This is a genomic window from Mesorhizobium sp. M0208, assembly GCF_040322015.1.
Lineage (GTDB): Bacteria > Pseudomonadota > Alphaproteobacteria > Rhizobiales > Rhizobiaceae > Mesorhizobium.
On record NZ_JAMYSP010000013.1, the window covers coordinates 140,778 to 160,479 of the forward strand.

23 protein-coding genes and 2 pseudogenes are annotated in these 19,702 nt (G+C 61.4%); 18 read left to right on the plus strand and 7 right to left on the minus strand.

Annotated features, from left to right (window positions below; genetic code table 11):
• Window positions 1-91: 91 nt before the first annotated feature.
• Both moaA and NKJ17_RS15735 read left to right on the plus strand, forming a co-directional pair.
• Window positions 92-1,087 (plus strand): GTP 3',8-cyclase MoaA, encoded by a 996-nt coding sequence (gene moaA, locus NKJ17_RS15730; protein ID WP_352689336.1) that lies wholly within the window; start codon window positions 92-94, stop codon window positions 1,085-1,087.
• A 106-nt stretch (window positions 1,088-1,193) separates the two neighbouring features.
• Entirely contained in the window at window positions 1,194-1,616 is a 423-nt protein-coding gene (locus NKJ17_RS15735) for a hypothetical protein (protein ID WP_352689338.1), read from the plus strand.
• Window positions 1,617-1,667: 51 nt separating this feature from the next.
• Here NKJ17_RS15735 and NKJ17_RS15740 read toward each other — a convergent pair whose 3' ends face one another.
• Window positions 1,668-2,213: a hypothetical protein gene (locus NKJ17_RS15740; RefSeq protein ID WP_352689340.1), complete on the minus strand. Its 546-nt coding sequence runs from the start codon at window positions 2,211-2,213 to the stop codon at window positions 1,668-1,670.
• A 16-nt stretch (window positions 2,214-2,229) separates the two neighbouring features.
• Between NKJ17_RS15740 and NKJ17_RS15745 the strand changes: the two genes are divergently transcribed.
• From NKJ17_RS15745 to NKJ17_RS15800, 12 genes and pseudogenes are all read left to right on the plus strand, one after another.
• A complete protein-coding gene (locus NKJ17_RS15745) occupies window positions 2,230-2,433 on the plus strand; it encodes a hypothetical protein (protein ID WP_352689341.1) in 204 nt (67 codons plus the stop codon).
• A gap of 153 nt (window positions 2,434-2,586) precedes the next feature.
• A complete protein-coding gene (locus tag NKJ17_RS15750) occupies window positions 2,587-2,943 on the plus strand; it encodes a hypothetical protein (protein ID WP_352689342.1) in 357 nt (118 codons plus the stop codon).
• A gap of 123 nt (window positions 2,944-3,066) precedes the next feature.
• On the plus strand, window positions 3,067-3,987 hold the full coding sequence (locus NKJ17_RS15755) for a DMT family transporter (RefSeq protein ID WP_352689344.1): 921 nt from the start codon (window positions 3,067-3,069) through the stop codon (window positions 3,985-3,987).
• 65 nt (window positions 3,988-4,052) lie between these two features.
• Entirely contained in the window at window positions 4,053-4,682 is a 630-nt protein-coding gene (mobA, locus tag NKJ17_RS15760; RefSeq protein WP_352689345.1) for a molybdenum cofactor guanylyltransferase MobA, read from the plus strand.
• Entirely contained in the window at window positions 4,679-5,188 is a 510-nt protein-coding gene (gene mobB / locus NKJ17_RS15765; protein WP_352689347.1) for a molybdopterin-guanine dinucleotide biosynthesis protein B, read from the plus strand. Before mobA ends, mobB begins: the two co-directional genes overlap by 4 nt.
• A 212-nt stretch (window positions 5,189-5,400) precedes the next feature.
• The gene (locus NKJ17_RS15770; protein WP_023717637.1) at window positions 5,401-6,183 is read left to right on the plus strand and encodes an ABC transporter substrate-binding protein; all 783 of its coding nucleotides are present in this window, start codon (window positions 5,401-5,403) and stop codon (window positions 6,181-6,183) included.
• A gap of 118 nt (window positions 6,184-6,301) precedes the next feature.
• Window positions 6,302-7,015: an ABC transporter permease gene (locus NKJ17_RS15775; RefSeq protein ID WP_023675013.1), complete on the plus strand. Its 714-nt coding sequence runs from the start codon at window positions 6,302-6,304 to the stop codon at window positions 7,013-7,015.
• Window positions 7,012-7,839 carry an ABC transporter permease gene (locus NKJ17_RS15780; protein WP_023675012.1) on the plus strand — a complete coding sequence of 276 codons (828 nt, stop codon included), beginning with the start codon at window positions 7,012-7,014 and terminating at the stop codon, window positions 7,837-7,839. The genes NKJ17_RS15775 and NKJ17_RS15780 overlap by 4 nt, the downstream gene beginning before the upstream one ends.
• 61 nt (window positions 7,840-7,900) lie before the next feature.
• Window positions 7,901-8,773 (plus strand): annotated as a pseudogene (locus tag NKJ17_RS15785) (NAD(P)-dependent oxidoreductase); the annotation flags it as partial.
• A 9-nt stretch (window positions 8,774-8,782) separates the two neighbouring features.
• The gene (locus NKJ17_RS15790) at window positions 8,783-9,487 is read left to right on the plus strand and encodes a DNA alkylation repair protein (RefSeq protein WP_352508417.1); all 705 of its coding nucleotides are present in this window, start codon (window positions 8,783-8,785) and stop codon (window positions 9,485-9,487) included.
• Between the two features lie 86 nt (window positions 9,488-9,573).
• On the plus strand, window positions 9,574-10,017 hold the full coding sequence (locus NKJ17_RS15795; protein WP_352508416.1) for a GNAT family N-acetyltransferase: 444 nt from the start codon (window positions 9,574-9,576) through the stop codon (window positions 10,015-10,017).
• Window positions 10,018-10,085: 68 nt separating this feature from the next.
• The gene (locus NKJ17_RS15800) at window positions 10,086-10,658 is read left to right on the plus strand and encodes a DUF3299 domain-containing protein (protein WP_023675008.1); all 573 of its coding nucleotides are present in this window, start codon (window positions 10,086-10,088) and stop codon (window positions 10,656-10,658) included.
• Between the two features lie 11 nt (window positions 10,659-10,669).
• On the opposite strand, the gene NKJ17_RS15805 is transcribed toward NKJ17_RS15800, so the two are convergent.
• From NKJ17_RS15805 to NKJ17_RS15820, 4 genes and pseudogenes are all read right to left on the minus strand, one after another.
• The gene (locus NKJ17_RS15805; protein ID WP_023675006.1) at window positions 10,670-11,161 is read right to left on the minus strand and encodes an Lrp/AsnC family transcriptional regulator; all 492 of its coding nucleotides are present in this window, start codon (window positions 11,159-11,161) and stop codon (window positions 10,670-10,672) included.
• Window positions 11,162-11,362: 201 nt separating this feature from the next.
• A pseudogene (locus tag NKJ17_RS15810) lies at window positions 11,363-11,980 on the minus strand (uracil-DNA glycosylase family protein); the annotation flags it as partial.
• A 13-nt stretch (window positions 11,981-11,993) separates the two neighbouring features.
• A complete protein-coding gene (locus NKJ17_RS15815; RefSeq protein ID WP_352508415.1) occupies window positions 11,994-12,605 on the minus strand; it encodes a glutathione S-transferase in 612 nt (203 codons plus the stop codon).
• Window positions 12,606-12,647: 42 nt separating this feature from the next.
• Window positions 12,648-13,271, minus strand: coding sequence for a thermonuclease family protein (locus tag NKJ17_RS15820; RefSeq protein ID WP_352508414.1), 624 nt, complete (start codon window positions 13,269-13,271; stop codon window positions 12,648-12,650).
• A 75-nt stretch (window positions 13,272-13,346) separates the two neighbouring features.
• Between NKJ17_RS15820 and NKJ17_RS15825 the strand changes: the two genes are divergently transcribed.
• On the plus strand, window positions 13,347-14,861 hold the full coding sequence (locus tag NKJ17_RS15825; RefSeq protein ID WP_352508413.1) for a sensor histidine kinase: 1,515 nt from the start codon (window positions 13,347-13,349) through the stop codon (window positions 14,859-14,861).
• 3 nt (window positions 14,862-14,864) lie between these two features.
• Here the strand turns inward: NKJ17_RS15825 and NKJ17_RS15830 are convergent, their stop codons facing one another.
• Window positions 14,865-15,863 carry a nicotinate-nucleotide--dimethylbenzimidazole phosphoribosyltransferase gene (locus tag NKJ17_RS15830; protein ID WP_352508412.1) on the minus strand — a complete coding sequence of 333 codons (999 nt, stop codon included), beginning with the start codon at window positions 15,861-15,863 and terminating at the stop codon, window positions 14,865-14,867.
• 174 nt (window positions 15,864-16,037) lie between these two features.
• Between NKJ17_RS15830 and NKJ17_RS15835 the strand changes: the two genes are divergently transcribed.
• Together NKJ17_RS15835 and NKJ17_RS15840 are read left to right on the plus strand one after the other, a co-directional pair.
• Complete coding sequence (locus NKJ17_RS15835; protein ID WP_031193575.1) at window positions 16,038-16,271, plus strand: DUF1289 domain-containing protein; 234 nt, start codon at window positions 16,038-16,040, stop codon at window positions 16,269-16,271.
• A gap of 13 nt (window positions 16,272-16,284) precedes the next feature.
• The gene (locus NKJ17_RS15840) at window positions 16,285-16,989 is read left to right on the plus strand and encodes a TIGR02281 family clan AA aspartic protease (protein ID WP_352478885.1); all 705 of its coding nucleotides are present in this window, start codon (window positions 16,285-16,287) and stop codon (window positions 16,987-16,989) included.
• Between the two features lie 6 nt (window positions 16,990-16,995).
• On the opposite strand, the gene dusA is transcribed toward NKJ17_RS15840, so the two are convergent.
• Window positions 16,996-18,009 carry a tRNA dihydrouridine(20/20a) synthase DusA gene (gene dusA / locus NKJ17_RS15845; protein WP_352689348.1) on the minus strand — a complete coding sequence of 338 codons (1,014 nt, stop codon included), beginning with the start codon at window positions 18,007-18,009 and terminating at the stop codon, window positions 16,996-16,998.
• Between the two features lie 112 nt (window positions 18,010-18,121).
• On the opposite strand from dusA, the gene NKJ17_RS15850 reads away from it, so the two are divergent.
• Complete coding sequence (locus tag NKJ17_RS15850; protein ID WP_352689350.1) at window positions 18,122-19,306, plus strand: tyrosine-type recombinase/integrase; 1,185 nt, start codon at window positions 18,122-18,124, stop codon at window positions 19,304-19,306.
• The last annotated feature ends 396 nt before the right edge of the window (window positions 19,307-19,702 follow it).

The window sequence follows — 19,702 nt, forward strand, 5'->3', positions numbered from 1 at the left end:
AGATCGCGAGCTGATATCTTGAATGGCAAGTTGGCTCGTATCACATAGCTATATATAACGAAGCCGTTCACGGCCACGGGAAGCGTACAGCATGGATATGATCGATCCTTTCGGTCGCACGATCACCTACCTGCGCGTGTCGGTTACGGACCGCTGCGATTTTCGCTGCACTTATTGCATGGCCGAGGACATGACGTTCCTGCCCAAGAAGGACCTGCTGTCGCTGGAAGAGCTCGACCGGCTCTGCACGGTCTTCGTCGAAAAGGGCGTACGCAAGCTCCGCCTCACCGGCGGTGAGCCGCTGGTGCGCAAGAACATCATGCATCTGGTGCGCCAGCTTTCGCGGCATCTCGAGAGCGGTGCGCTGGACGAGCTGACGCTGACCACCAATGGATCGCAGCTTTCCCGCTTTGCCGCCGAGCTCGCCGACTGCGGCGTCAAACGCATTAACGTCTCGCTCGATACTCTCGATGCCGACAAATTTCGACAGATCACCCGCTGGGGCAATCTGGACAAGGTCATGGATGGCATCGACGCCGCGCAGGCGGCCGGGCTGAAGGTAAAGCTCAACGCTGTGGCGTTGAAGGACTTCAATGACGCCGAATTGCCGGACATGCTACGCTGGGCGCATGGCCGCGGCATGGATCTGACGGTCATCGAAACCATGCCGATGGGCGAGATCGATGCCGACCGCACCGATCAGTATTTGCCGCTGTCGCTGCTGCGTGCAGCACTCGAGCGCCAATTCACGCTGAGCGATATTCCCTACAAGACCGGTGGCCCGGCCCGCTACGTCCATGTCGCCGAGACCGGCGGGCGGCTGGGCTTCATCACGCCGATGACGCATAATTTCTGCGAAAGCTGCAACCGGGTCCGGCTGACCTGTACCGGCACCCTTTACATGTGCCTCGGCCAGGAAGATGCCGCAGACCTGCGCGCGCCACTGCGCGCGTCGGAAGGCAACGAGCTGGTCGCCGATGCCATCGACGAAGCAATCGACCGCAAGCCCAAAGGCCATGACTTCATCATCGATCGCCGCACCAACCGTCCGTCGGTGTCGCGGCATATGAGCGTCACCGGCGGCTGATTTTTAGCCGATTTCGTGCAAGAACAATCGCCTTGGTATCAGCGCGAGGCAAGGCGTGCAGCGGTTTCTTGCAGTCCTGACGTTTTTCGGAGTGATGGCGGGGACCATGGCAGTTGCCGCGTCATTTACCTATACGAACGAGCGCTTCGGTACCGTCTGCACCTTTCCGGATGAAATCTTCACTCTTCGCCAGCCTGAGCCGGATAATGGCGATGGACAGCAATGGCTCACCGCCGATGGCGCCAGCCTGATCTGTTCGGGTATCCTCAATATCGATGATGACACCCCGAAAGCCTTCCTCTCCGCCGAGAGGGCCAGCAAGGAACCTGGCTACAGGATCACCTACAGCAAGACCGGCAAGGACTGGGCGGTGCTGTCGGGCATCAAAGGCGGGAACATCTTCTACGAACGCCGCCTGTTCGGAAAAGATGGTGTCATCCGCACGGTCTGGATCGACTATCCGCCAGCCCTGAAATCGAAATACGACCCGCTCGTCGGTGCCATCGCCGGCAGCCTCAGGGGGCCGTGAGCATCCGGCCCGTCTCGACGTATTCGCAGCCTATTGTTTTTTGCTGATGAATTAAGGCTGACGCGTGTAGACGTACTGCACGGCGAGCCATTTCCTGCCGCTGCCATTGGCCTGGAGGAAGTGTTGCTCGGCCACTTCGTGATTGTCGCCGTCCCTGGAAATGATGAAATCGGAGGCCGTGAATCGCCCTTCGACCTCGGGCCCGAAGCCGACGAAACCAAGCGGCTCGAAAAGCAGTGAAATCTTGCCGTCCTCCTCGCCACCAAAACTCCAGGCGGGCATGATCCCTGCCGGGAAACGGGTGTCCATGGAGACATACTTCCAGCGGCCCTCCACCCGGTCATAGCTCAAATAGGCTATCCGCTGGAAGTCCGGGATTTTCGACCCGGGCGCCGGGCGCATCACCTCCTGCATGAAGGGGCCGATCATCGTACGTTCGGCCACCAGCCCGGTCATCACGATCGGCTGCGCACCGGGGGTTGGCCAGATCGTGTTGACGACGTTCCATTTCCCGATGCGGCGAGCGAGCTCATTCGCTTCGTGACCCGGCGTGGACATCCGTTCGACTGCCGACGCCGAAGCGCCGTTCTCGGCCAACGCAGACGCTATCGCCATGAAGATGACCGCCAGTGCAGAAGAGAACCGGAAAGCCGACGAAACGTGCCGCCTGCTTCCTGTGCCAAGCCTGTCCGCATTGCCTCGTGCATTCGTCATGGACCACCTCCCCAGACAAGATCAGAAGCCTACAATGACCAATTTGGCGACTCTTGCCGAGCAAATTGATCTCGTCGAGAATTCTCCTCGAGCGGCAGTGTGATCGATTTGCCATCCGAACCGAACCTTTAAAAGGGCACCTTTCGGGGTCACACCAGAAAAGGTCTTGTCCGCAAACGGTCACCGGATTACCGCAAGCCCATTCGGGCCTAGCCTCTGCTCTGGAGCGGTTCTTCGCCCAGTGGGGGAATACGATATGCGCAAACTCATTCTTTCTCTTGCATTGCTCAGCCTCGCGGCCCTGCCCGCGGCGGCCCAGTCGATCGGCGGCACCTATGCCGTGGCCGGCACCAATTTCGATGGGTCGTCCTATGGTGGCGACGCGACGATCACGCTGACCAGCGAGACGACCTGCACAATCCATTGGGAGACAGGCGGCTCGTCCTCGGACGGCATCTGCATGCGCAACGACGATGCCTTCTCCGCCAGTTATGTCATGGGCAAGGCGGTCGGTCTTGTCGTCTACAGAGTGCAGGACGACGGCTCGCTGCGTGGCCTGTGGACGATTGCCGGCAAGGAAGGCAACGGCACCGAGGTACTGACGCCCAAATAAGCCCTGCCGCTCTTGCGCGACAGATGTTACGGGCCATAGAAAGGCTGTGGCCCAGCCCTTTGACGTTGCTGTTTTGCGGGTGCCTGATAGACGCTTGCTGCAGGACTCACCCGGTAATCTGCCTTGCCTCTTTCGCCAAACCTGCGCGGCGCGTTGTTCATGATGGTGGCCATGGCTGGTTTCACCGTCAACGACGCTATCACGAAATTCTCGTCGGAATCGATGAACATGGCGCAGGTCATGCTGATCCGCGGCGCCTTCGCTTCGCTTTTCGTTGGCCTGCTTGCGTGGCAACGCGGCGCGCTTGCCCGGCCAGGCTCGATGCTGCAGCCGACCGTTGCGCTGCGCGTTGCCAGCGAGGCCGGCGCCACGGTGTCGTTCCTGGTTGCTCTGGCGCAGCTTCCGATCGCCAATGTCTCCGCCGTGCTGCAGGCGCTGCCGCTGGCAGTGACGATGGGCGCAGCGCTTGTGTTCAACGAGGGCGTCGGCTGGCGGCGCTGGCTGGCTATTGCCGTCGGTTTTGCCGGCGTGCTGATCATCGTGCGGCCGGGCTTCGAAGGGTTCAGCGTCTTTTCTCTGCTGGCGCTGGCCAGCGTGGCATGCTGTGCGGTGCGCGATCTCGCCACCAAGCGGATACCGCAGGCAATTCCGACATTGCTGGTGTCGAGCGCCACCGCCCTTGCCATGACGTTTCTGGGCGCGGCATTGCTTTCACCGATGGGCGGTTGGACACCGATGACAGGACAAAGCACGGCGTTCCTGGCGCTGGCGGCAGTGCTCGTGCTCATCGGCTACCACTTCATCATCACGGCGATGCGGGTGGGCGATATCTCCTTCATCGCGCCGTTCCGCTACACCGCCCTGCTCTGGTCGATCCTGCTTGGCTTCACGATCTTCGGCGATGTCCCGGATCTGCCGATGATCGTCGGTGCCACGATCATCATCGCCTCAGGCCTCTATGCACTCTACCGCGAACGGATCGTCGGCCGGCGAAAAACAGCCGCCGAAAGCACTGGACCGGACATGGCGCCGGACGGCATATAGGGTGACTGTCGACGACCGTCCGATTTGAAAACTGGATTTTGGTCATTGGGTCTAGGCAGCAAACGATGGGCCGACATATCGCAGGGATCATTCTGGCCGGCGGCCGATCGAGCCGGATGGGTGGCGGCGACAAGACCCTGCTTGCGCTTGGCGACGGCACCCTGCTCGACCGTGTCGTTTCGCGCCTTGGCCCGCAGGTCGGCCCGCTTGCGCTAAACGCCAATGGCGATCCGACACGATTTGCCGCGACGGGGCTTCCGGTGCTTGCCGATACCGTCAAAGGTTATGCCGGACCGCTTGCCGGGATACTGACCGGCCTCGAATGGGCTTCCGACGCGGCCTGCCAAGCGCTGGTCACGGCTGCCGGCGATACGCCTTTCCTGCCCAAGGACATGGTCGAGCGGCTGCTCGCGGCAGCCTATGCGCGCCCGGGCTCTATCGCGGTCTCCTGTTCCGGCGGAAAACGGCATCCGACCTTTGCACTCTGGCCGCTAGGGTTAGATCAGGCCTTGCGACAATTTCTCGTCGAGGAAGACAACCGGCGCGTTGCGGCGTTCATCGACCGGCACGGTTTTGTCGAGGTGGAATTTCCCATCCTGAAATTCGGCGGAGCCGAGATCGATCCGTTCTTCAACATCAACACTCCCGACGACCTTGCCCAGGCCGCACATCTGTTGCAGAGCATCGAGCCATGAAAAGACGTATCTTTGGCATCACCGGCTGGAAGAACTCCGGCAAGACGACATTGACCGAAAAGCTGGTGGCCGAGCTCGTCCGGCGCGGCTGGAAAGTGTCGACGGTAAAACACGCCCATCATGATTTCGACATCGACAAACCCGGAGCGGACAGCTTTCGCCACCGGCAGGCGGGAGCGATGGAGGTCGCGGTCGTGTCGGGCAGGCGCTGGGCGCTGATGCACGAATTGCGCGGCGAGGACGAGCCGACGCTGGACGCGATCCTGTCACGGCTGGCACCCTCCGACATCGTGCTGGTCGAGGGTTACAAGCGCGAGGCGCACAAGAAAATCGAGACGCGACGGCTCGAGGCCAAGGACCAGACACCGCTCTCTGCAGCCGATCCACACATTGTCGCTATCGCGTCCGACTTCCACATTGTCGGCGAAGACCTGCCGGCCTTCGATCTCGACGACACGAATTCGATCGCTGACTTCATCGAGCGCGCCACCGGCCTGACGCGCTGAGATCGCGGCCGCAGGGGGTTCCGGCCACTTTCTCTCCATTTAGGCGTTTGACCCAGCGTCACCGTTTTCTGAACATGACCTTCCCTCAAGCGACGGTTTTTGCAGTTGCTTTTTCTTGGGAAACAATGGGAGTATCGCGCCAGCGGGCGGTCAAAAGCACCGCCCACAGAGCCGTTCGGGAACGACGGCCGGGACCAACAGAGAGGACCATTATGCGTATTGCACTGCGTATCGCGCTCGCCGCTTCGGCTGCGCTGCTGACGCTTGGCGTTGCCCAGGCCCAGGAAAAAACCTTGAGGATCGGTACCGAGGGAGCGTATCCGCCATTCAACAACCTCACCGCCGACGGCCAACTCGTGGGCTTTGATATCGACATCGCCAAGGCGCTGTGCGACGAGATGAAGGTGAAGTGCACCTTCGTCGCGCAGGACTGGGACGGCATCATTCCAGCCCTTCAGGCAGGCAAGTTCGACGCCATCGTCGCGTCGATGTCGATCACGCCGGAACGCGCCGAGAAGGTCGACTTCACCCACAAATATTACAATACGCCGCCGGCGATCGCCGCGCCCAAGGACACCGACATCAAGGGTGTCACCAAGGAAGATTTGGCCGGCAAGACGATCGGCGTGCAGGCGTCCACCACGCATTTCAACTATTCGACCAAGACTTATACCGACAGCACCGTCAAGCCGTACCCGACCGCACAGGAATACCAGCTCGATCTGGCCAATGGCCGGCTCGATGCCGCCAATGACGACATCGTCGTGCTGCAGCAATGGCTGGATTCGCCGGACGGCGCCTGCTGCAAGCTGGTCGGCACAATCAAGCCGGTCATCGAAATCCACGGTCCGGGCGCCGGCATTGCCGTGCGCAAGGGCGAGACCGACCTGGTCAACCAGTTCAATGCGGCAATCGACGCCATCCGAGCAAACGGAAAGTACAAGGAAATCAACGACAAATACTTCAAATATGACGTTTATGGCGGCGAGTCCTGATCGACCGACATACGAGGACTTGAACGGCGGGAGATTCCCGCCGTTCTTATAAGGATGCCGCGCACGAGGGGTGACGCGGCACGGGTCTCAAAGAGCCTCAAGGAGAACAGGCAGGCGGATGCAGAGCGCACTGACGCTTCTCAGTTGGGGACCCGAAGGCTGGCTCGACGACATCGCCGCGGGTGTGTTTGTCACAGTATGTCTTGCGCTGGCCACTCTGCCCTTCGGGCTGACGCTCGGCTTTTTCGTGGCGCTGGCCAAACAGTCGGAAGAGCCGTCGCTGAGACTGGCCGGGAACATCTACACCACGATTTTTCGCGGAATACCCGAGCTGCTCACGCTGTTTCTGATCTTCTTCGGCATCCCATTGATCCTGCAGTACATTGTCCGCCTAGTGAGCCCTGGAACGTCCGCCGACGTCAACAGTTTCGTCGCCGGCATGATCGCGCTCTGCTTCATTTTCTCCTCTTATTCCAGCGAGGTGTTTTTATCCGCCTTCCGCGCCATTCCAAAAGGGCAATATGAGGGAGGCTATTCGGTTGGCCTGTCCAGCGGCCAGACGATGCGGCTGATCGTGCTGCCGCAGTTGATCCGCATCGCATTACCCGGACTTGCCAATCTCTGGCTTATCCTGCTCAAGGACACCGCGCTCGTCTCGGCCGTTGGCCTCAACGAGATCCTCAGGCAGAGCGGGGTTGCCGCGCGCGTCACCAAGCATGCCTTCCTGTTTTACGGTTTTGCCGGCCTGATCTATCTCCTGCTGGCGATCGTCTCCTCCTTCGGCATCAATGCGATCGAACGAGCGGTCGGCGGCAGCGAGGTCAAGAGATGAGCCTGGCCACCGACACGCTGAAGGTCGACCGGCCGCCGCCGCCCGCACGCGGCTGGTCGCGTCAACGCATCCTCGGCCATGTCCTGGTCGGCCTGTGGATCGCTCTCGGCATTGGCATGGTCGTCTACCTGGTCGCTGCGTGGAACCCGGAGTTCTTCCAGAAATATGCACCCGGCTACATATCCGGCCTCGGCATCACCCTGTTGCTGGTTGCCATCTCGATTGTGCTTGGCGCGATCCTGTCGGTGCCGATCGCCTATGCACGCATGTCGAAGAACCCGATCCTTTCGGGGTTCGCCTATGCCTATGTCTATTTCTTTCGCGGCACGCCGCTGTTGGCGCAGACCTTCCTGGTCTACTATGGGGTCGGCTCCTTCCGGCCGGAGCTCGAGATGGTCGGACTGTGGGGCTTCTTCCGCGAAGCGTTCAACTGCGCGATCTTCGCCTTTTCGCTGAATACGGCCGCGTACCAGGCCGAGATTTTGCGTGGCGCAATCGAGAGCGTGCCGAGGGGCCAGTGGGAAGGTGCCGCCTCGCTCGGCCTGCACAAACTGCAGACGATGTGGAAGATCATCCTGCCGCAGGCGCTGATCGTCGCGTTGCGCCCGTATGGCAACGAGATCATCCTGATGATCAAGGGCTCGGCAATCGTCGCCATCATCACGGTCTACGATTTGATGGGCATCACCCGGCTCACCTATGCGCGCACCTTCGACTTTCAGTCGTACATCTGGGCGGCGATCATCTATCTGATCATCGTGGAAACATTGCGCCACGGCGTCGAGTGGATCGAACGGCGCATCACCATCCATCTGCACCGCTGACTCCCATCGCCTTGCCTGATCCGGTAAGAAGACCGCAAAGCAGGCTACTAAGGGATTCGAAAACATGGCTTCGGTGGCATTTCTTGGTCTTGGCGTCATGGGCTATTCGATGGCCGGACATCTCAAGAACAAGGGCGGTCACGACGTCACCGTCTACAACCGCACCAGGGCCAAGGCCGAGCAGTGGGTTGCCCAGCATGGTGGCAGCTTCGCCGCGACACCAGCCGAGGCGGCCGCGGGCAAGGACTTCGTCTTTTCCTGCGTCGGCAATGACGACGATCTGCGCTCGGTGACGACCGGTGCCGAAGGCGCCTTCAATTCCGTGAAGAAAGGCGCCATCTTCATCGACAACACCACGGCATCGGCGGAGGTCGCGCGCGAACTGGCGCAGCAGTCGCAAGCGCTCGGGTTTGCGTTCCTCGACGCCCCGGTCTCCGGCGGCCAGGCAGGCGCCGAGAACGGCATGCTGACCGTGATGGTCGGCGGCGAGCCCGACGCCTTCGACAGGGCCAAGCCAGTCATAGATGCTTATGCCCGCATGGTCGGATTGATGGGACCGGCCGGGGCTGGCCAGCTCACCAAGATGATCAACCAGATCTGCATCGCCGGCCTCGTTCAGGGCCTGGCCGAGGGCATCCATTTCGGCAAGAAGGCAGGGCTCGACATCGAAAAGGTCATCGAGGTGATTTCCAAGGGTGCGGCCGGTTCCTGGCAGATGGAGAACCGGCACAAGACGATGAATGCCGGCAAATATGATTTCGGCTTCGCCGTCGACTGGATGCGCAAGGATCTTGGCATCTGCCTCGCCGAGGCCGACCGCAACGGCGCCAAACTGCCGGTGACGGCACTTGTCGACCAGTTCTACAAGGACGTGCAGGCGATGGGCGGCAAGCGCTGGGACACGTCCTCGCTGCTGGCGCGGCTGGAGAAATAGGACTTCACCGTGGCCGAGCTTTCGCCTCAATCCAGCGCCGATGAAATCGTTGCTCATCTGCGCTCGATCGCCTCGGAGGAAAATCGGCTTGGCATGCTGCGCTACGGCATCAAGATCGAACGTGCGCTCGGTATCTCGCATGGCGTGCAGCGGCAGATTGCCAAGAAAATCAAGCGCAACCATGAGCGTGCCTTTGAGCTTTGGCAGACAGGCATCATGGAGGCGCAGTTCATCGCTTCCGTGACAGCCGATCCGGAGCGGTTCTCCGCCGCGGATGCAAGACGATGGGCGGCGACTTTCGACTCGTGGGATATCGTCGACGGGGTCTCCGATCTCTTTGTCGATACGGATTGCTGGAAGGAATTGATCGCCGAATTCGCGGTCGACGAACGGGAATTCGTTCGACGCACGGCTTTTGCGATGATGGCCTGGTCGGTAGTCCACCGGAAGAAGGAACCCAAGACGACCTTCCTCGAATTCCTGTCGATCATCGAAGCGCATGCGACCGACGGCCGCAATTTTGTGAAGAAGGCCGTGAACTGGGCGCTTCGTTCGATCGGCAAGCGATCGATGAATTTGCACGGCCCTGCCCTTGCCGTGGCGCTAAAACTGGCGGCCTCGACAGACAGGACCGCACGCTGGATCGGCAAGGACGCCGTGAAGGAACTTTCCGATGCCAAGACGCTCGAGCGGCTCGCCGCCAGAAAAGCTTGACCTGAGCGAAGTGCGCTTCACGGAGGTGAAGCAATCGACGCGCGCCGATTTCGAAAACCTGTTCGAGCAACCCGGCGGGCTGGTGTATGGCTTGGCGCAATCTCGACCGCCGCGAGCATGTCGAGAACGACGAGAAGAAACGCGCGATGATGACGCTGATCGACGCCGGCACGCCGGTCGGCATTGTCGCCCAGATCGATGGCCGGACCGTCGGCTGGTGCTCGATTGCGCCGCGCGAGACCTACCGCAAGCTGTCACGGCAGCAGGACGATAGCGAGATGGGCATCTGGTCGATCGTCTGCTTCTATGTACCGAGAGCGCTGCGCGGCGGCGGGCTGGCAAGCGCATTGCTCGACGCGGCCATCGATCACGCCTTTGCCAAAGGCGCCAGGACGATCGAAGCCTATCCGGTCGACCAGGCGTCGCCGAGCTACAGCTTTATGGGTTTTCGGGACACGTTCGCCGCCCGCGGCTTTCGCGAGATCGGCATGACCGGCTCGCGCCGGCATGTGATGCGGCTTGAACGTTGACCTGTGGGCAGCGGCGGTTTTACTTGATGTCACCGGCAGCAAGGTCAAGGCTCAACAGTGGAGCAGCAATGAGCAACCGTCTCAAATCAGGAGCGATCCTGGCGGCCGCGGTGTTCGTGTCCATTGTGGCAGACAGCGCTTGCGCCGGGACGATGCATATTTTCTGGAAGGATCTGCGCCCGGCGACCCAGGCAGCCGCCGAAAGCGTCGGACTGCCAATGATTGCGGCCAAAATGCCGGATCATGGCGAGACGCTCTCACTCAACTTGCAGGACAAGACCGTGCAGCTCGCGGGCTATGCGCTGCCGGTCGATCGCGACGGTGATCTCGTCTACCAATTCCTGCTGGTGCCGTGGACGGGAGCCTGCAGCCACATGCCGACGCCGCCGCCCAACCAGATCGTCCTCGTCACGCCTGCACACCCTTACAGGATGTCCGAGGCCTACCAGCCGGTTTCGGTGACCGGCGCATTACGGCCGGGCATGGAGAAGAGCCAGCTTTTCATCCTTGACGGCGTCAGCGTCATCCAGTCGGGCTACACCGTGCGCAAGGCCGAGGTGGTCAATGTCGACACCGTGCCGGACACGATCACGCTGCCGGTCAACTCGCCCTGGAGTTTCCTCAACAAAAAGAAGAACTAAACAGAAGAATCTCAGGCGGCGTTCGCGCCGGACTCCTTGTCGAGCATCATGTAATCCAGCGGCATCTCGGTCGTGTATTTGATCTGCTCCATGGCGAAGGAAGACGACACGTCGCGGATCTCGATCTTGGCGATCAGCCGCTTGTAGAAGGCGTCGTAGGCGGCGATATCGGGCACCACGACGCGCAAGAGATAGTCGACGTCGCCGCTCATGCGATAGAATTCGACCACTTCCGGGAATTCCTGGATGACCTCCGAAAAGCGCCGCAGCCATTCATGGCTGTGCGAATTGGTGCGGATCGAGACGAACACCGTGACCCGCACATTGACCTTTTCATGATCGAGGATGGCGACGCGCCGCTTGATGACGCCCTCTTCCTCGAGCTTCTGGATGCGCCGCCAGCACGGCGTCGTCGACAGGCCCACCTTCTTGGCGACGTCGGCGACTGCAAGCGTCGCATCCTCCTGCAGGAGGCGGAGAATTTTTCTATCAAGGCGGTCCATTGGGTGCTCCCCTGATGCAAGTCGTCCAAGTGCGCAGCGGCCTTGGCACAACGACATGCATAAAAACAAGAATTTAACGCGCGTCCCCTCATGCGCGACGCGCTTCGAGGAATGGATTACCATAATCCCTCTTGTTCGAGCCTATTACAAGAAAGAAATTCTGCCGCACAGTACGAAAGCGAGTGATTTCTTGCTGGATGCCTAGCCGAGGCGATAGCGGATTTCCGATCTCAGAAATGGCAGCAAATCCATTTCAAACCATGGATTGCGCTTCAGCCAGCCGGTGTTGCGCCAGGACGGGTGCGGCAGCGGCAGGACTTTCGGGTCGGTCGCCGCCGCCCAGATGGCACGCCAATCCATGACCGTTTCCGTCAGCGAGGGACGGCGCGCCGCGCCCATATGCCAGCTTTGCGCGTAGATGCCGATCGTCAGCACCATATCGACTTGCGGCATCAGCGCCATCAGCGATGTGCGCCATGCCGGCGCACATTCGCGGCGCGGCGGCAGGTCGGCGCCCCTGGCGTCCTGACCGGGAAAGCAAAAGCCCATCGGCACGATGGCGAATTTGTCCGTGTCGTAAAATTCCTCGCTGCCGACGCCCAGCCAGCTTCGCAGCCGGTCGCCGGAGGCGTCGGTGAACGGCATCCCTGTAATGTGAACCTTGGTACCCGGCGCCTGGCTGGCGATCAGGATACGCGCACTCGAAGATGGCCTGAGCACGGGCCGCGGTTGGTGCGGCAGCGGCCTGGCGGCCGGGTTATCGACGCAGATGCGGCAGGCGCGTACCCTCGCCGCCAAGGCTTCCAGCTCTTCGCTCATTCGGAACTCGTTGTCAGGCGGCGGCACTCGGCCGGCTGGAGATTTCCCGATGCCAGCGCAGCACGTTGGTGCACTCTTCGGGTACCTTGATGCGAGCCGGCTTCATGAAGTCGATGGCGACCAGCCCGGTGATGTCGGCGATCGAATAGGCATCGCCGGCGATGAATTCCCTGCCGGCGAGCTCAGTGTCCAGAAATCTCAGGAATTCGATCGCCTTCGGCTTGTTGGCCTCGCCCCATTCGGGGATTTGCGGGATCTCCCATTCCCTCATTGCGGGGTGGATGTGCCGGAACGCCGCGGCGACGCAGCCGAACAGATTGAACTCCACACGTCTTTGCCACATCTCGACGATCGCCTTGCCGAGCGCGCCACGCCCGAACAAAGCCGGCTCGGGGTGCAGTTCCTCGAAGTAACGACAGATTGCGACGGATTCGGTGATGACTGTGCCGTCGTCGAGCTCGAGCACCGGCAGACGCTTCAGCGGATTGCGCGAGCTGACCGGCTGCTCTTTGTGCTCCAGCGCGCCCATGTCGACGGGCATCAGCGGAACCTGAAGTCCCTTTTCGGCCAGAAAAATCCGAACCCGACGTGGATTGGGCGCGCGCCCGCCGTCGAACAGCTTCATCTCTATCCTCCTCGTCCGTCTCGACGAACTATAGGCGACAGCTCACCAGAAGCGAAAAATTTCGCGCAAGGCGTCGCCGATCGACGCCAAGGTACCGTGCTTTCTTTCGACCAGCTCATGGCCGTGGCTCTCGCGCCAGTTCTTCGGCTCGTCGAAAGTTCCGCCCCAGATGCCGGCTTTGCCCGCGCGCGCAGCAGCTTCCTCGGTCTCGAAATCGCCAAAGGCGACCGCCCAGCCGGCCTCGACCTGCGCGCGGTTGAGATCCTTGCCGCCGGCCTTGCAGTCGCCGAGCAGCCTGCCGTAGCGGTCGCGCTGCCAGCCGCTGCAGGAGACGGCTTTGCCGGCGATCAACCGCACCAGGGACTGCCGCGCGAGCTTGCCGCAGGGATAGTCGGCACCGTCCTTGCGGCAGATCTGCGAATATTCCGGCGCATCGATGCCGCGCATGCGGATACGCTCGCCGCCGAGCGTGATGCTATCGCCGTCATTGACGGTGGCCGCGCCCTCCGTCTTGCGCGTCTCGATCCGGTCGAGGCGCGCCGCCAGGAGGATCGCCAGGCCGAGCACGATGAGTGTCAGCCCATAGTCCATTAGTCGGCGCCACAGGCTTCGCGGACGTGGCGCATAGTATCGCTGGCGCGGCCATCGCGACCACGAACGGCTCATATGGCAAACCGTTGGTTAATCATTCGAACGTAGCTTAACGATTTGAAATTGCTGCCCGTGTAAATTGAAGACTTCATGCCCCTGCAACGCTCGACCACGGCGGACAAGTTTATTGTGGACCGCAGGAAACGCCATCGCAACAGCGATGTCGCGCGCGCGGTGCGCAAGACGCGCGACCGTCTTTCGCAGCAAGCCGGAAATCCCGACTTCGACCGCGAGCTGTTGAAGCTCCACGCGCTTTCGATGACCGGCGGCGTGATCGTCCTTCCGCTGCTCGTTCTGGCAACGGCCGCGGCAGGCTTGCTCGCGGGCATCGGCAAGGAGATCGGCGTCTGGGCGCTGTTCACATTCATCTGCTATACCATCGTTGCATTCATGGCCAAACGCGTCACTCAAGCGTCCGAGCTCAACCCGCTGGAAACGCATAGGGATTTCCTGATCGGCCATTTTCTGTGCGGGCTTGGCTGGGCTTGGTTCGCATGGCTCGGCTGCGAAACTTGCCAAATGGATCAGTTCCAGGTCGCCAAGGCGGTGGTGCTGCTGCTCGCCATGTCGGCAACCGCGATCCTGGCATCGTCCCTTCGCGGTGCGCTGTTGGCGACCTTCGCCCTCCCGGTCGCCATCTATGCCTATGCCAGTGCAAAATTATGGATGCCGGTCGAAGTGATCATGGCCGGGTTGCTGATCTCGTCGCTGCCGTTCTTCGCCTATGTGGCGCGCCAGCTCAACCGTTCCTCGCTGATGCTGTTTTCGTTCCGCTCCGAAAAGGATGCGCTGATCGCCGAAGTGGAGACGGCGAAATCGATGTCGGACGAGGCACGGCGGCGGGCGGAAGACGCCAATCTGGCGAAATCGCGTTTCCTGGCCTCGATGAGCCACGAACTGCGCACGCCGCTCAACGCCATTCTCGGCTTTTCCGAAGTAATGGCCAACGAGGTGCTCGGCCCGATGAGCAACCCGACATATCGCGACTATGCCCGTGACGTGCACGACTCCGGACAGCATCTGCTCGACCTGATCAACGAAATCCTCGACCTGTCGCGCATCGAAGCGGGCCGTTATCAGCTCAATGAGGAGCCGATGATGCTGCTTTCCGTCGTCGAGGATTGCTGCCACATGATGGAGTTGAAGGCGCGCAACAAGGACATCCGCATCGTCCAGGATTTCGAAAACGCCTTGCCGCGCCTGTTTGCCGACGAACGCGCGGTGCGGCAGATTGTGCTCAACCTCTTGTCCAATGCCATCAAGTTCACCGCGACCGGCGGCGAAATCCGCGTGCGCGTCGGCTGGACGGCGGGCGGCGGGCAATATCTCTCCGTCAAGGACAATGGGCCGGGCATACCGGAAGACGAGATTCCGATCGTGCTCTCGGCCTTCGGCCAGGGCTCGATCGCCATCAAGAGCGCCGAACAGGGTACAGGGCTTGGCCTGCCGATCGTGCAAGGCCTGCTGGCCATGCATGGCGGCGAATTCCAGCTCCATTCCAGGCTGCGCGAAGGGACCGAGGCGATCGCCATCTTCCCGCTGAGCCGGGTGATGGAGGAACTGCCGGCGCTGCCGACCAAGGCGGTTGCTTCACGCCGCCGCTGAATGCTACCCGCCGACCGCGGCTGCCATGCCGGAGCTGGTCAGCGCGGCCGCCTTGACCAGGCCGGCGGCAAGCGCCGCCCCTACCCCCTCCCCTTGACTGACGCCCAGATCGAGCAGCGGGCGAAGGCCGAGGCGCTCGGCGGCCTTGGAATGACCAGGCTCCGGCGACAGGCTTGCGAGCAGACAATGATCGAGCGCGGCGGGGTTGGCGGTATGTAGGACGCCAGCGGCCGCAGTTACCGCAAACCCATCGAGCAGCACCGGGATCTTCTGCATCCGCGCCGCCAGAATGGCGCCGCAGATCGCTGCGAATTCCCGTCCACCGACCCGGCGCAGCGCTTCCAGCGGGTCCTTGAGGCTCGCGCCGTGAAACGCGATCGCGGCATCGACTAGCTCCGCCTTGCACCTTTGCATCGCCGTGTCGGCCCCTGATCCAGGGCCGACCCAGTCGGCGCCGGTGCCGCCGAACAGTGCCGTGCAAAGGGCCGCGGCGACAGTCGAATTGCCAACGCCGAGATCGCCAAGGCAAAGCAGGTCGGTGCCGCCGGCAATCGCCTCCATGCCGAAGGCCATGGTGGCGGCGCAACCGCGCTCGTCCAGTGCCGCATCCTCGGTGATGTCGGCTGTCGGAATGTGCAGAGCCAGATCGAACACCTTCAAGCCGAGATCGTTGGCGATGCAGATCTGGTTGATCGCTGCGCCGCCGGCGGCGCAGAGCTCGACTGCATTTGCCGTAGCGGCGGCGGGGCGCGGCGAAATGCCGTGGCGGGTGACGCCATGATTGCCGGCAAAGATCGCCACCAATGGTCGCGTCACCGCCGGCGGCGCGCGACCGCTCCAGCCGGCGAGCCAGGCGGCGATGTCCTCGATGCGGCCAAGCGAGCCTTCGGGCTTGTCTGCCTTGGCAAACAACTGGCGCACCCGGGTGTTGGCAGCCATATCTGCCGGCGGCAGGCTCACCAGGAGGTCGCGAAAATCGTCGAAGGGCAGTGCGCTGGTCATGTCGATGGCAATCGTCCTTGTGAATTGGTGAGCGGCATAGCCGCCTTGGCGGGCCGACACAACCTCGGCACAACTTCGAGGTATTGACGCGAAAGCACCTGCTGGCGGCGCATCCCGGAGGGCTTGCATTGACTTTGTCGTTGCACCATGTGGAGGCTAGCCAAGGAAATCCTTATGACGGCCATTGAATCCCCGTGCATCCTGGTCTGCTCGATCGATATGAAAACCGGCTTCTGTTTCGGTTGCGGCCGCACGCGCGAGGAAATCGCAGCCTGGATCGACATGACCCCGCAAACCCGCCGCAGCGTCATGGCCGAGCTCCCGGCAAGGCTGGAAACGGTCGAGCGACGCCCCCGCCGGGAAACCCGTCGCAGCCGCATGGCACGCGAACGCGACGCCCTCTCGTGAACCGGCCGCACAGATGAACCGACTGCTGTGGATTCTGATCGTCGCGATCGGGGCAGGTGTACTCCTGCTCATGCTCAACGATTCCGCCGGCAGTACATTCGGCATTGAGAATTACGATTTCAGCCAGTTGATCTGGCTTGGCGCTTTAGCGGCACTCGTCGGCGCCGGCCTGCTCAGATCGGGCAGGCCGTTGGGCACCATGGCCCGCAGCCTCGGCGCCTGGGGCGCCATCGTGCTGGCGCTGATCGCCGGCTATCAGTACCGCTATGAGTTGCAGGATTTCGCCAGCCGCGTCACCGCGGGCCTTGTTCCCGGCAGTCCGCTGGCGCTGGGCGTGGAAGAAGGCCATGCCACCGTCACCCTGGACAAGGCCGGCAGCGGCCATTTCGAAGCGCGCGTCACGATCAACGGCACGCCGATCCTGACGGTTGTCGATACCGGCGCGACCAGCACAGTGCTGACCGCCGAGGACGCTCTGGCGGCCGGGTTCAATTCGGCGGCTCTCCACTTCACCATCCCGATCTCGACCGCCAACGGCATGACGCGCGCAGCGTCGGTGCGAAGCGACGAACTGTCGATCGGCGGCATCGTGCGCAAGGACATGCCCATCATGATCGCCGCACCCGGCACCCTCGGTCAGAGCCTGCTCGGCATGAATTTCATTAGCTCGCTGTCGGGTTTCGACGTGCGCGGCGACCGCATGATCTTGCGGGATTGAGTTTGCTCAGGCCGCCTCTGCGGTCCTGCCGAAATCGACCTCGGCGAAGGCTGACTTCAGCACCTCCGGTCCGGCACCCGGCCGTGTCGCCTCGGTGGAGAGGATCTGCCGGTAGCGGCGTGCACCAGGCAGGCCGTGAAACAGCCCGACCATGTGCCGGGTGACATGCCCGAGCCGTCCACCCTGTTCGATATGGCGTGCTGCATAGTTCGCCATGGCGTCGATCAGCGCGGCAAAGTCGAACAACTCAGCTGTGCTGCCGTAAAACGCGGCATCCATGCCGGTCAGTATCCCTGGCGTGTGATAGGCAGCGCGGCCGAGCATGGCGCCATCGACATGGTCGAGATGCGTCAGCGCTTCTGCGAGAGATTGAATGCCGCCGTTGATGCCGATGAATTTGTTTTGTTTTCTGGCTTTCAGCCGATAGACGCGGTCATAGTCGAGCGGGGGGATGTCACGATTTTCCTTTGGGCTCAGTCCTTCCAGCCAGGCCTTGCGGGCGTGCACCCACAGCGCGTCGGCGCCAGTCGCGAAAACACCATCGGCCAACGCATCGAGTGCCGGTTCCGGATCCTGCTCATCGACGCCGATGCGGCACTTGACGGTAACCGGTATTTTCACCGCCGCCTTCATCGCCGCAACGCAATCTGCGACGAGCACAGGCGCCTTCATCAGGCAGGCTCCGAAGGTGCCCGACTGGACGCGGTCGGACGGGCAGCCGACATTGAGGTTGATTTCATCATAGCCGAAGGCTTCGCCGATGCGCGCCGCCTCGGCCAGCTTTCCCGGATCGGCGCCGCCGAGTTGCAGCGCCACCGGATGTTCGCTGTCGTCGAAGCCAAGCAGCCGCTCGCGTGCGCCGTGGATGACCGCATCGGCCACCACCATCTCGGTGTAGAGCAGCGCCTCGCGCGTCAGCTGGCGATGGAAGAACCGGCAGTGCCGGTCCGTCCAGTCCATCATCGGCGCAATAGCGAAGCGCCGAGATACGCCAATCTGCGATTTCCTTACTTTTTCCACTACTTAGGCCTTCTCAATCATTTTTACGCTTGTCTCGTTTCATCCGATTTTGTATCGTTTCTCGCGAAAGGTACAACAAATGTTGTACCGTCAAAGGGCATGTTGTACCGATATGGGCACCATTGTGAAGCGCTCACGCAAGGATGGCTCTGTAGCATGGCTCGCACAGATTGTCATAAAGCGCGGCGGCAAGATCATTCTGCGTGAGAACAAAACCTTCGAACGCCGATTAACCGCTTCCGCCTGGCTCAGCCAACGTGAAGAGCATCTTGGGCAGCCCGAAGCCTTGGAATCGGAACTGCAAACCAAGTCGAACGGCAACCGGGTACCAACACTCGCGGACGCGATAGATCGCTACATTCGCGAAAGCAACAAGAAGATCGGCCGCACGAAGGGCCAGGTACTCAAGAGCATCAAGGGCTTCGATATCGCCGACAAGGCGTGCGCCTCGATCACGAGCACCGACATAGTCGCATTCGCGCGCGCGAAGCTCGAGACGGGCGTTCAGCCGCAGACCGTCTCCAACTATCTTTCCCATCTGGGCGCGGTATTCGCCATAGCGCGTCCTGCCTGGAACTACCCGCTTGACCGGCAAGCCATGCAAGACGCCTGGATCGTTGCGGACAGGCTCGGGCTAACAACAAAAAGCCGAGAACGCGACCGTCGTCCAACACTCGTCGAACTCGAAAAGCTCATGAAGCATTTCGAGGAGCGGTCAACCGCGAGACCGTCGTCCATTCCAATGCACCGGATCATTGCCTTCGCCATCTTCTCAACCCGCCGGCAAGAGGAGATCATTCGGATAGCCTGGAAAGATCTGGACAAGGAGGGTCATCGCGTCCTCGTACGCGACATGAAAAATCCGGGTCAGAAAATTGGGAACGATGTTTGGTGCGACCTGCAGGAGGAAGCATTGGCGATAGTCGAAGCCATGCCCAAGGTTGCGGAACAAATCTTCCCGTACACGACCGACGCGATCGGCGCATCTTTCACGCTGGCCTGCAAGCTCCTGGAGATCGAGGACCTTCGTTTTCATGACTTGCGGCACGACGGCGTTTCAAGATTGTTCGAGCTCGGCCTAAACATCCCAAGGGTCGCCTCAAATTCCGGACACCGATCTTGGACATCCCTCAAGCGCTACACGCACTTGCGGCAAACAGGAGATAAGTACGACGGTTGGAAATGGCTGGCAGAGGTGACGAAGAAGGACCCCACCCTGAAACTCGTGCGACACGGCCAAATCCCACGCCGACGGCGTTCCGACCGGAACAACGGTAGCGGTCAGCAACAGCGATGAAGGCCGATAAGACGCCCAATCAGGCTCTGCTTGCGGCCTGGGCGCCATGTCAGCGACCCTGCCGAGCGAGACACCACCCTACGACTATTGTGGATCACGGTTGGTCACGCTTCGATCCAATTTCCCCTGAATGATAGATTTGCAAGTTTGCCGCCGTCGCACGACGGATGATAGATCGCAAATATAGCCAGCGACCTCCGAGGGCGTGTCGGCGAGACATTCGCCCTTCCCTGCCCCACCACCGCGCCCTCGATTTCGCGTCATTGCATAATTTGACGACCTGCTGAGCGCCGGAGATATCGGCAATCGCCGCTAGGGTCAGGACCCATTAATTTGTTGAGTTGATCTCTGTTGGGTGATTCAAGGTGGCAGGAGGTGCCGCCTTGAGTGATTTGC

Coding starts and splice junctions, on each gene's coding strand:
- NKJ17_RS15840 (WP_352478885.1), top strand. CDS start 16,285: ATGAACCGACTGCTGTGGATTCTGATCGTCGCGATCGGGGCAGGTGTA.
- NKJ17_RS15830 (WP_352508412.1), bottom strand. CDS start 15,863: ATGACCAGCGCACTGCCCTTCGACGATTTTCGCGACCTCCTGGTGAGC.
- NKJ17_RS15815 (WP_352508415.1), bottom strand. CDS start 12,605: ATGAAGCTGTTCGACGGCGGGCGCGCGCCCAATCCACGTCGGGTTCGG.
- NKJ17_RS15805 (WP_023675006.1), bottom strand. CDS start 11,161: ATGGACCGCCTTGATAGAAAAATTCTCCGCCTCCTGCAGGAGGATGCG.
- NKJ17_RS15835 (WP_031193575.1), top strand. CDS start 16,038: ATGACGGCCATTGAATCCCCGTGCATCCTGGTCTGCTCGATCGATATG.
- mobA (WP_352689345.1), top strand. CDS start 4,053: ATGGGCCGACATATCGCAGGGATCATTCTGGCCGGCGGCCGATCGAGC.
- NKJ17_RS15825 (WP_352508413.1), top strand. CDS start 13,347: ATGCCCCTGCAACGCTCGACCACGGCGGACAAGTTTATTGTGGACCGC.
- NKJ17_RS15745 (WP_352689341.1), top strand. CDS start 2,230: ATGAAGATGACCGCCAGTGCAGAAGAGAACCGGAAAGCCGACGAAACG.
- NKJ17_RS15795 (WP_352508416.1), top strand. CDS start 9,574: ATGGCTTGGCGCAATCTCGACCGCCGCGAGCATGTCGAGAACGACGAG.
- NKJ17_RS15800 (WP_023675008.1), top strand. CDS start 10,086: ATGAGCAACCGTCTCAAATCAGGAGCGATCCTGGCGGCCGCGGTGTTC.
- NKJ17_RS15775 (WP_023675013.1), top strand. CDS start 6,302: ATGCAGAGCGCACTGACGCTTCTCAGTTGGGGACCCGAAGGCTGGCTC.
- NKJ17_RS15820 (WP_352508414.1), bottom strand. CDS start 13,271: ATGAGCCGTTCGTGGTCGCGATGGCCGCGCCAGCGATACTATGCGCCA.
- NKJ17_RS15735 (WP_352689338.1), top strand. CDS start 1,194: ATGGCAGTTGCCGCGTCATTTACCTATACGAACGAGCGCTTCGGTACC.
- moaA (WP_352689336.1), top strand. CDS start 92: ATGGATATGATCGATCCTTTCGGTCGCACGATCACCTACCTGCGCGTG.
- NKJ17_RS15750 (WP_352689342.1), top strand. CDS start 2,587: ATGCGCAAACTCATTCTTTCTCTTGCATTGCTCAGCCTCGCGGCCCTG.
- mobB (WP_352689347.1), top strand. CDS start 4,679: ATGAAAAGACGTATCTTTGGCATCACCGGCTGGAAGAACTCCGGCAAG.
- NKJ17_RS15770 (WP_023717637.1), top strand. CDS start 5,401: ATGCGTATTGCACTGCGTATCGCGCTCGCCGCTTCGGCTGCGCTGCTG.
- NKJ17_RS15780 (WP_023675012.1), top strand. CDS start 7,012: ATGAGCCTGGCCACCGACACGCTGAAGGTCGACCGGCCGCCGCCGCCC.
- NKJ17_RS15850 (WP_352689350.1), top strand. CDS start 18,122: ATGGGCACCATTGTGAAGCGCTCACGCAAGGATGGCTCTGTAGCATGG.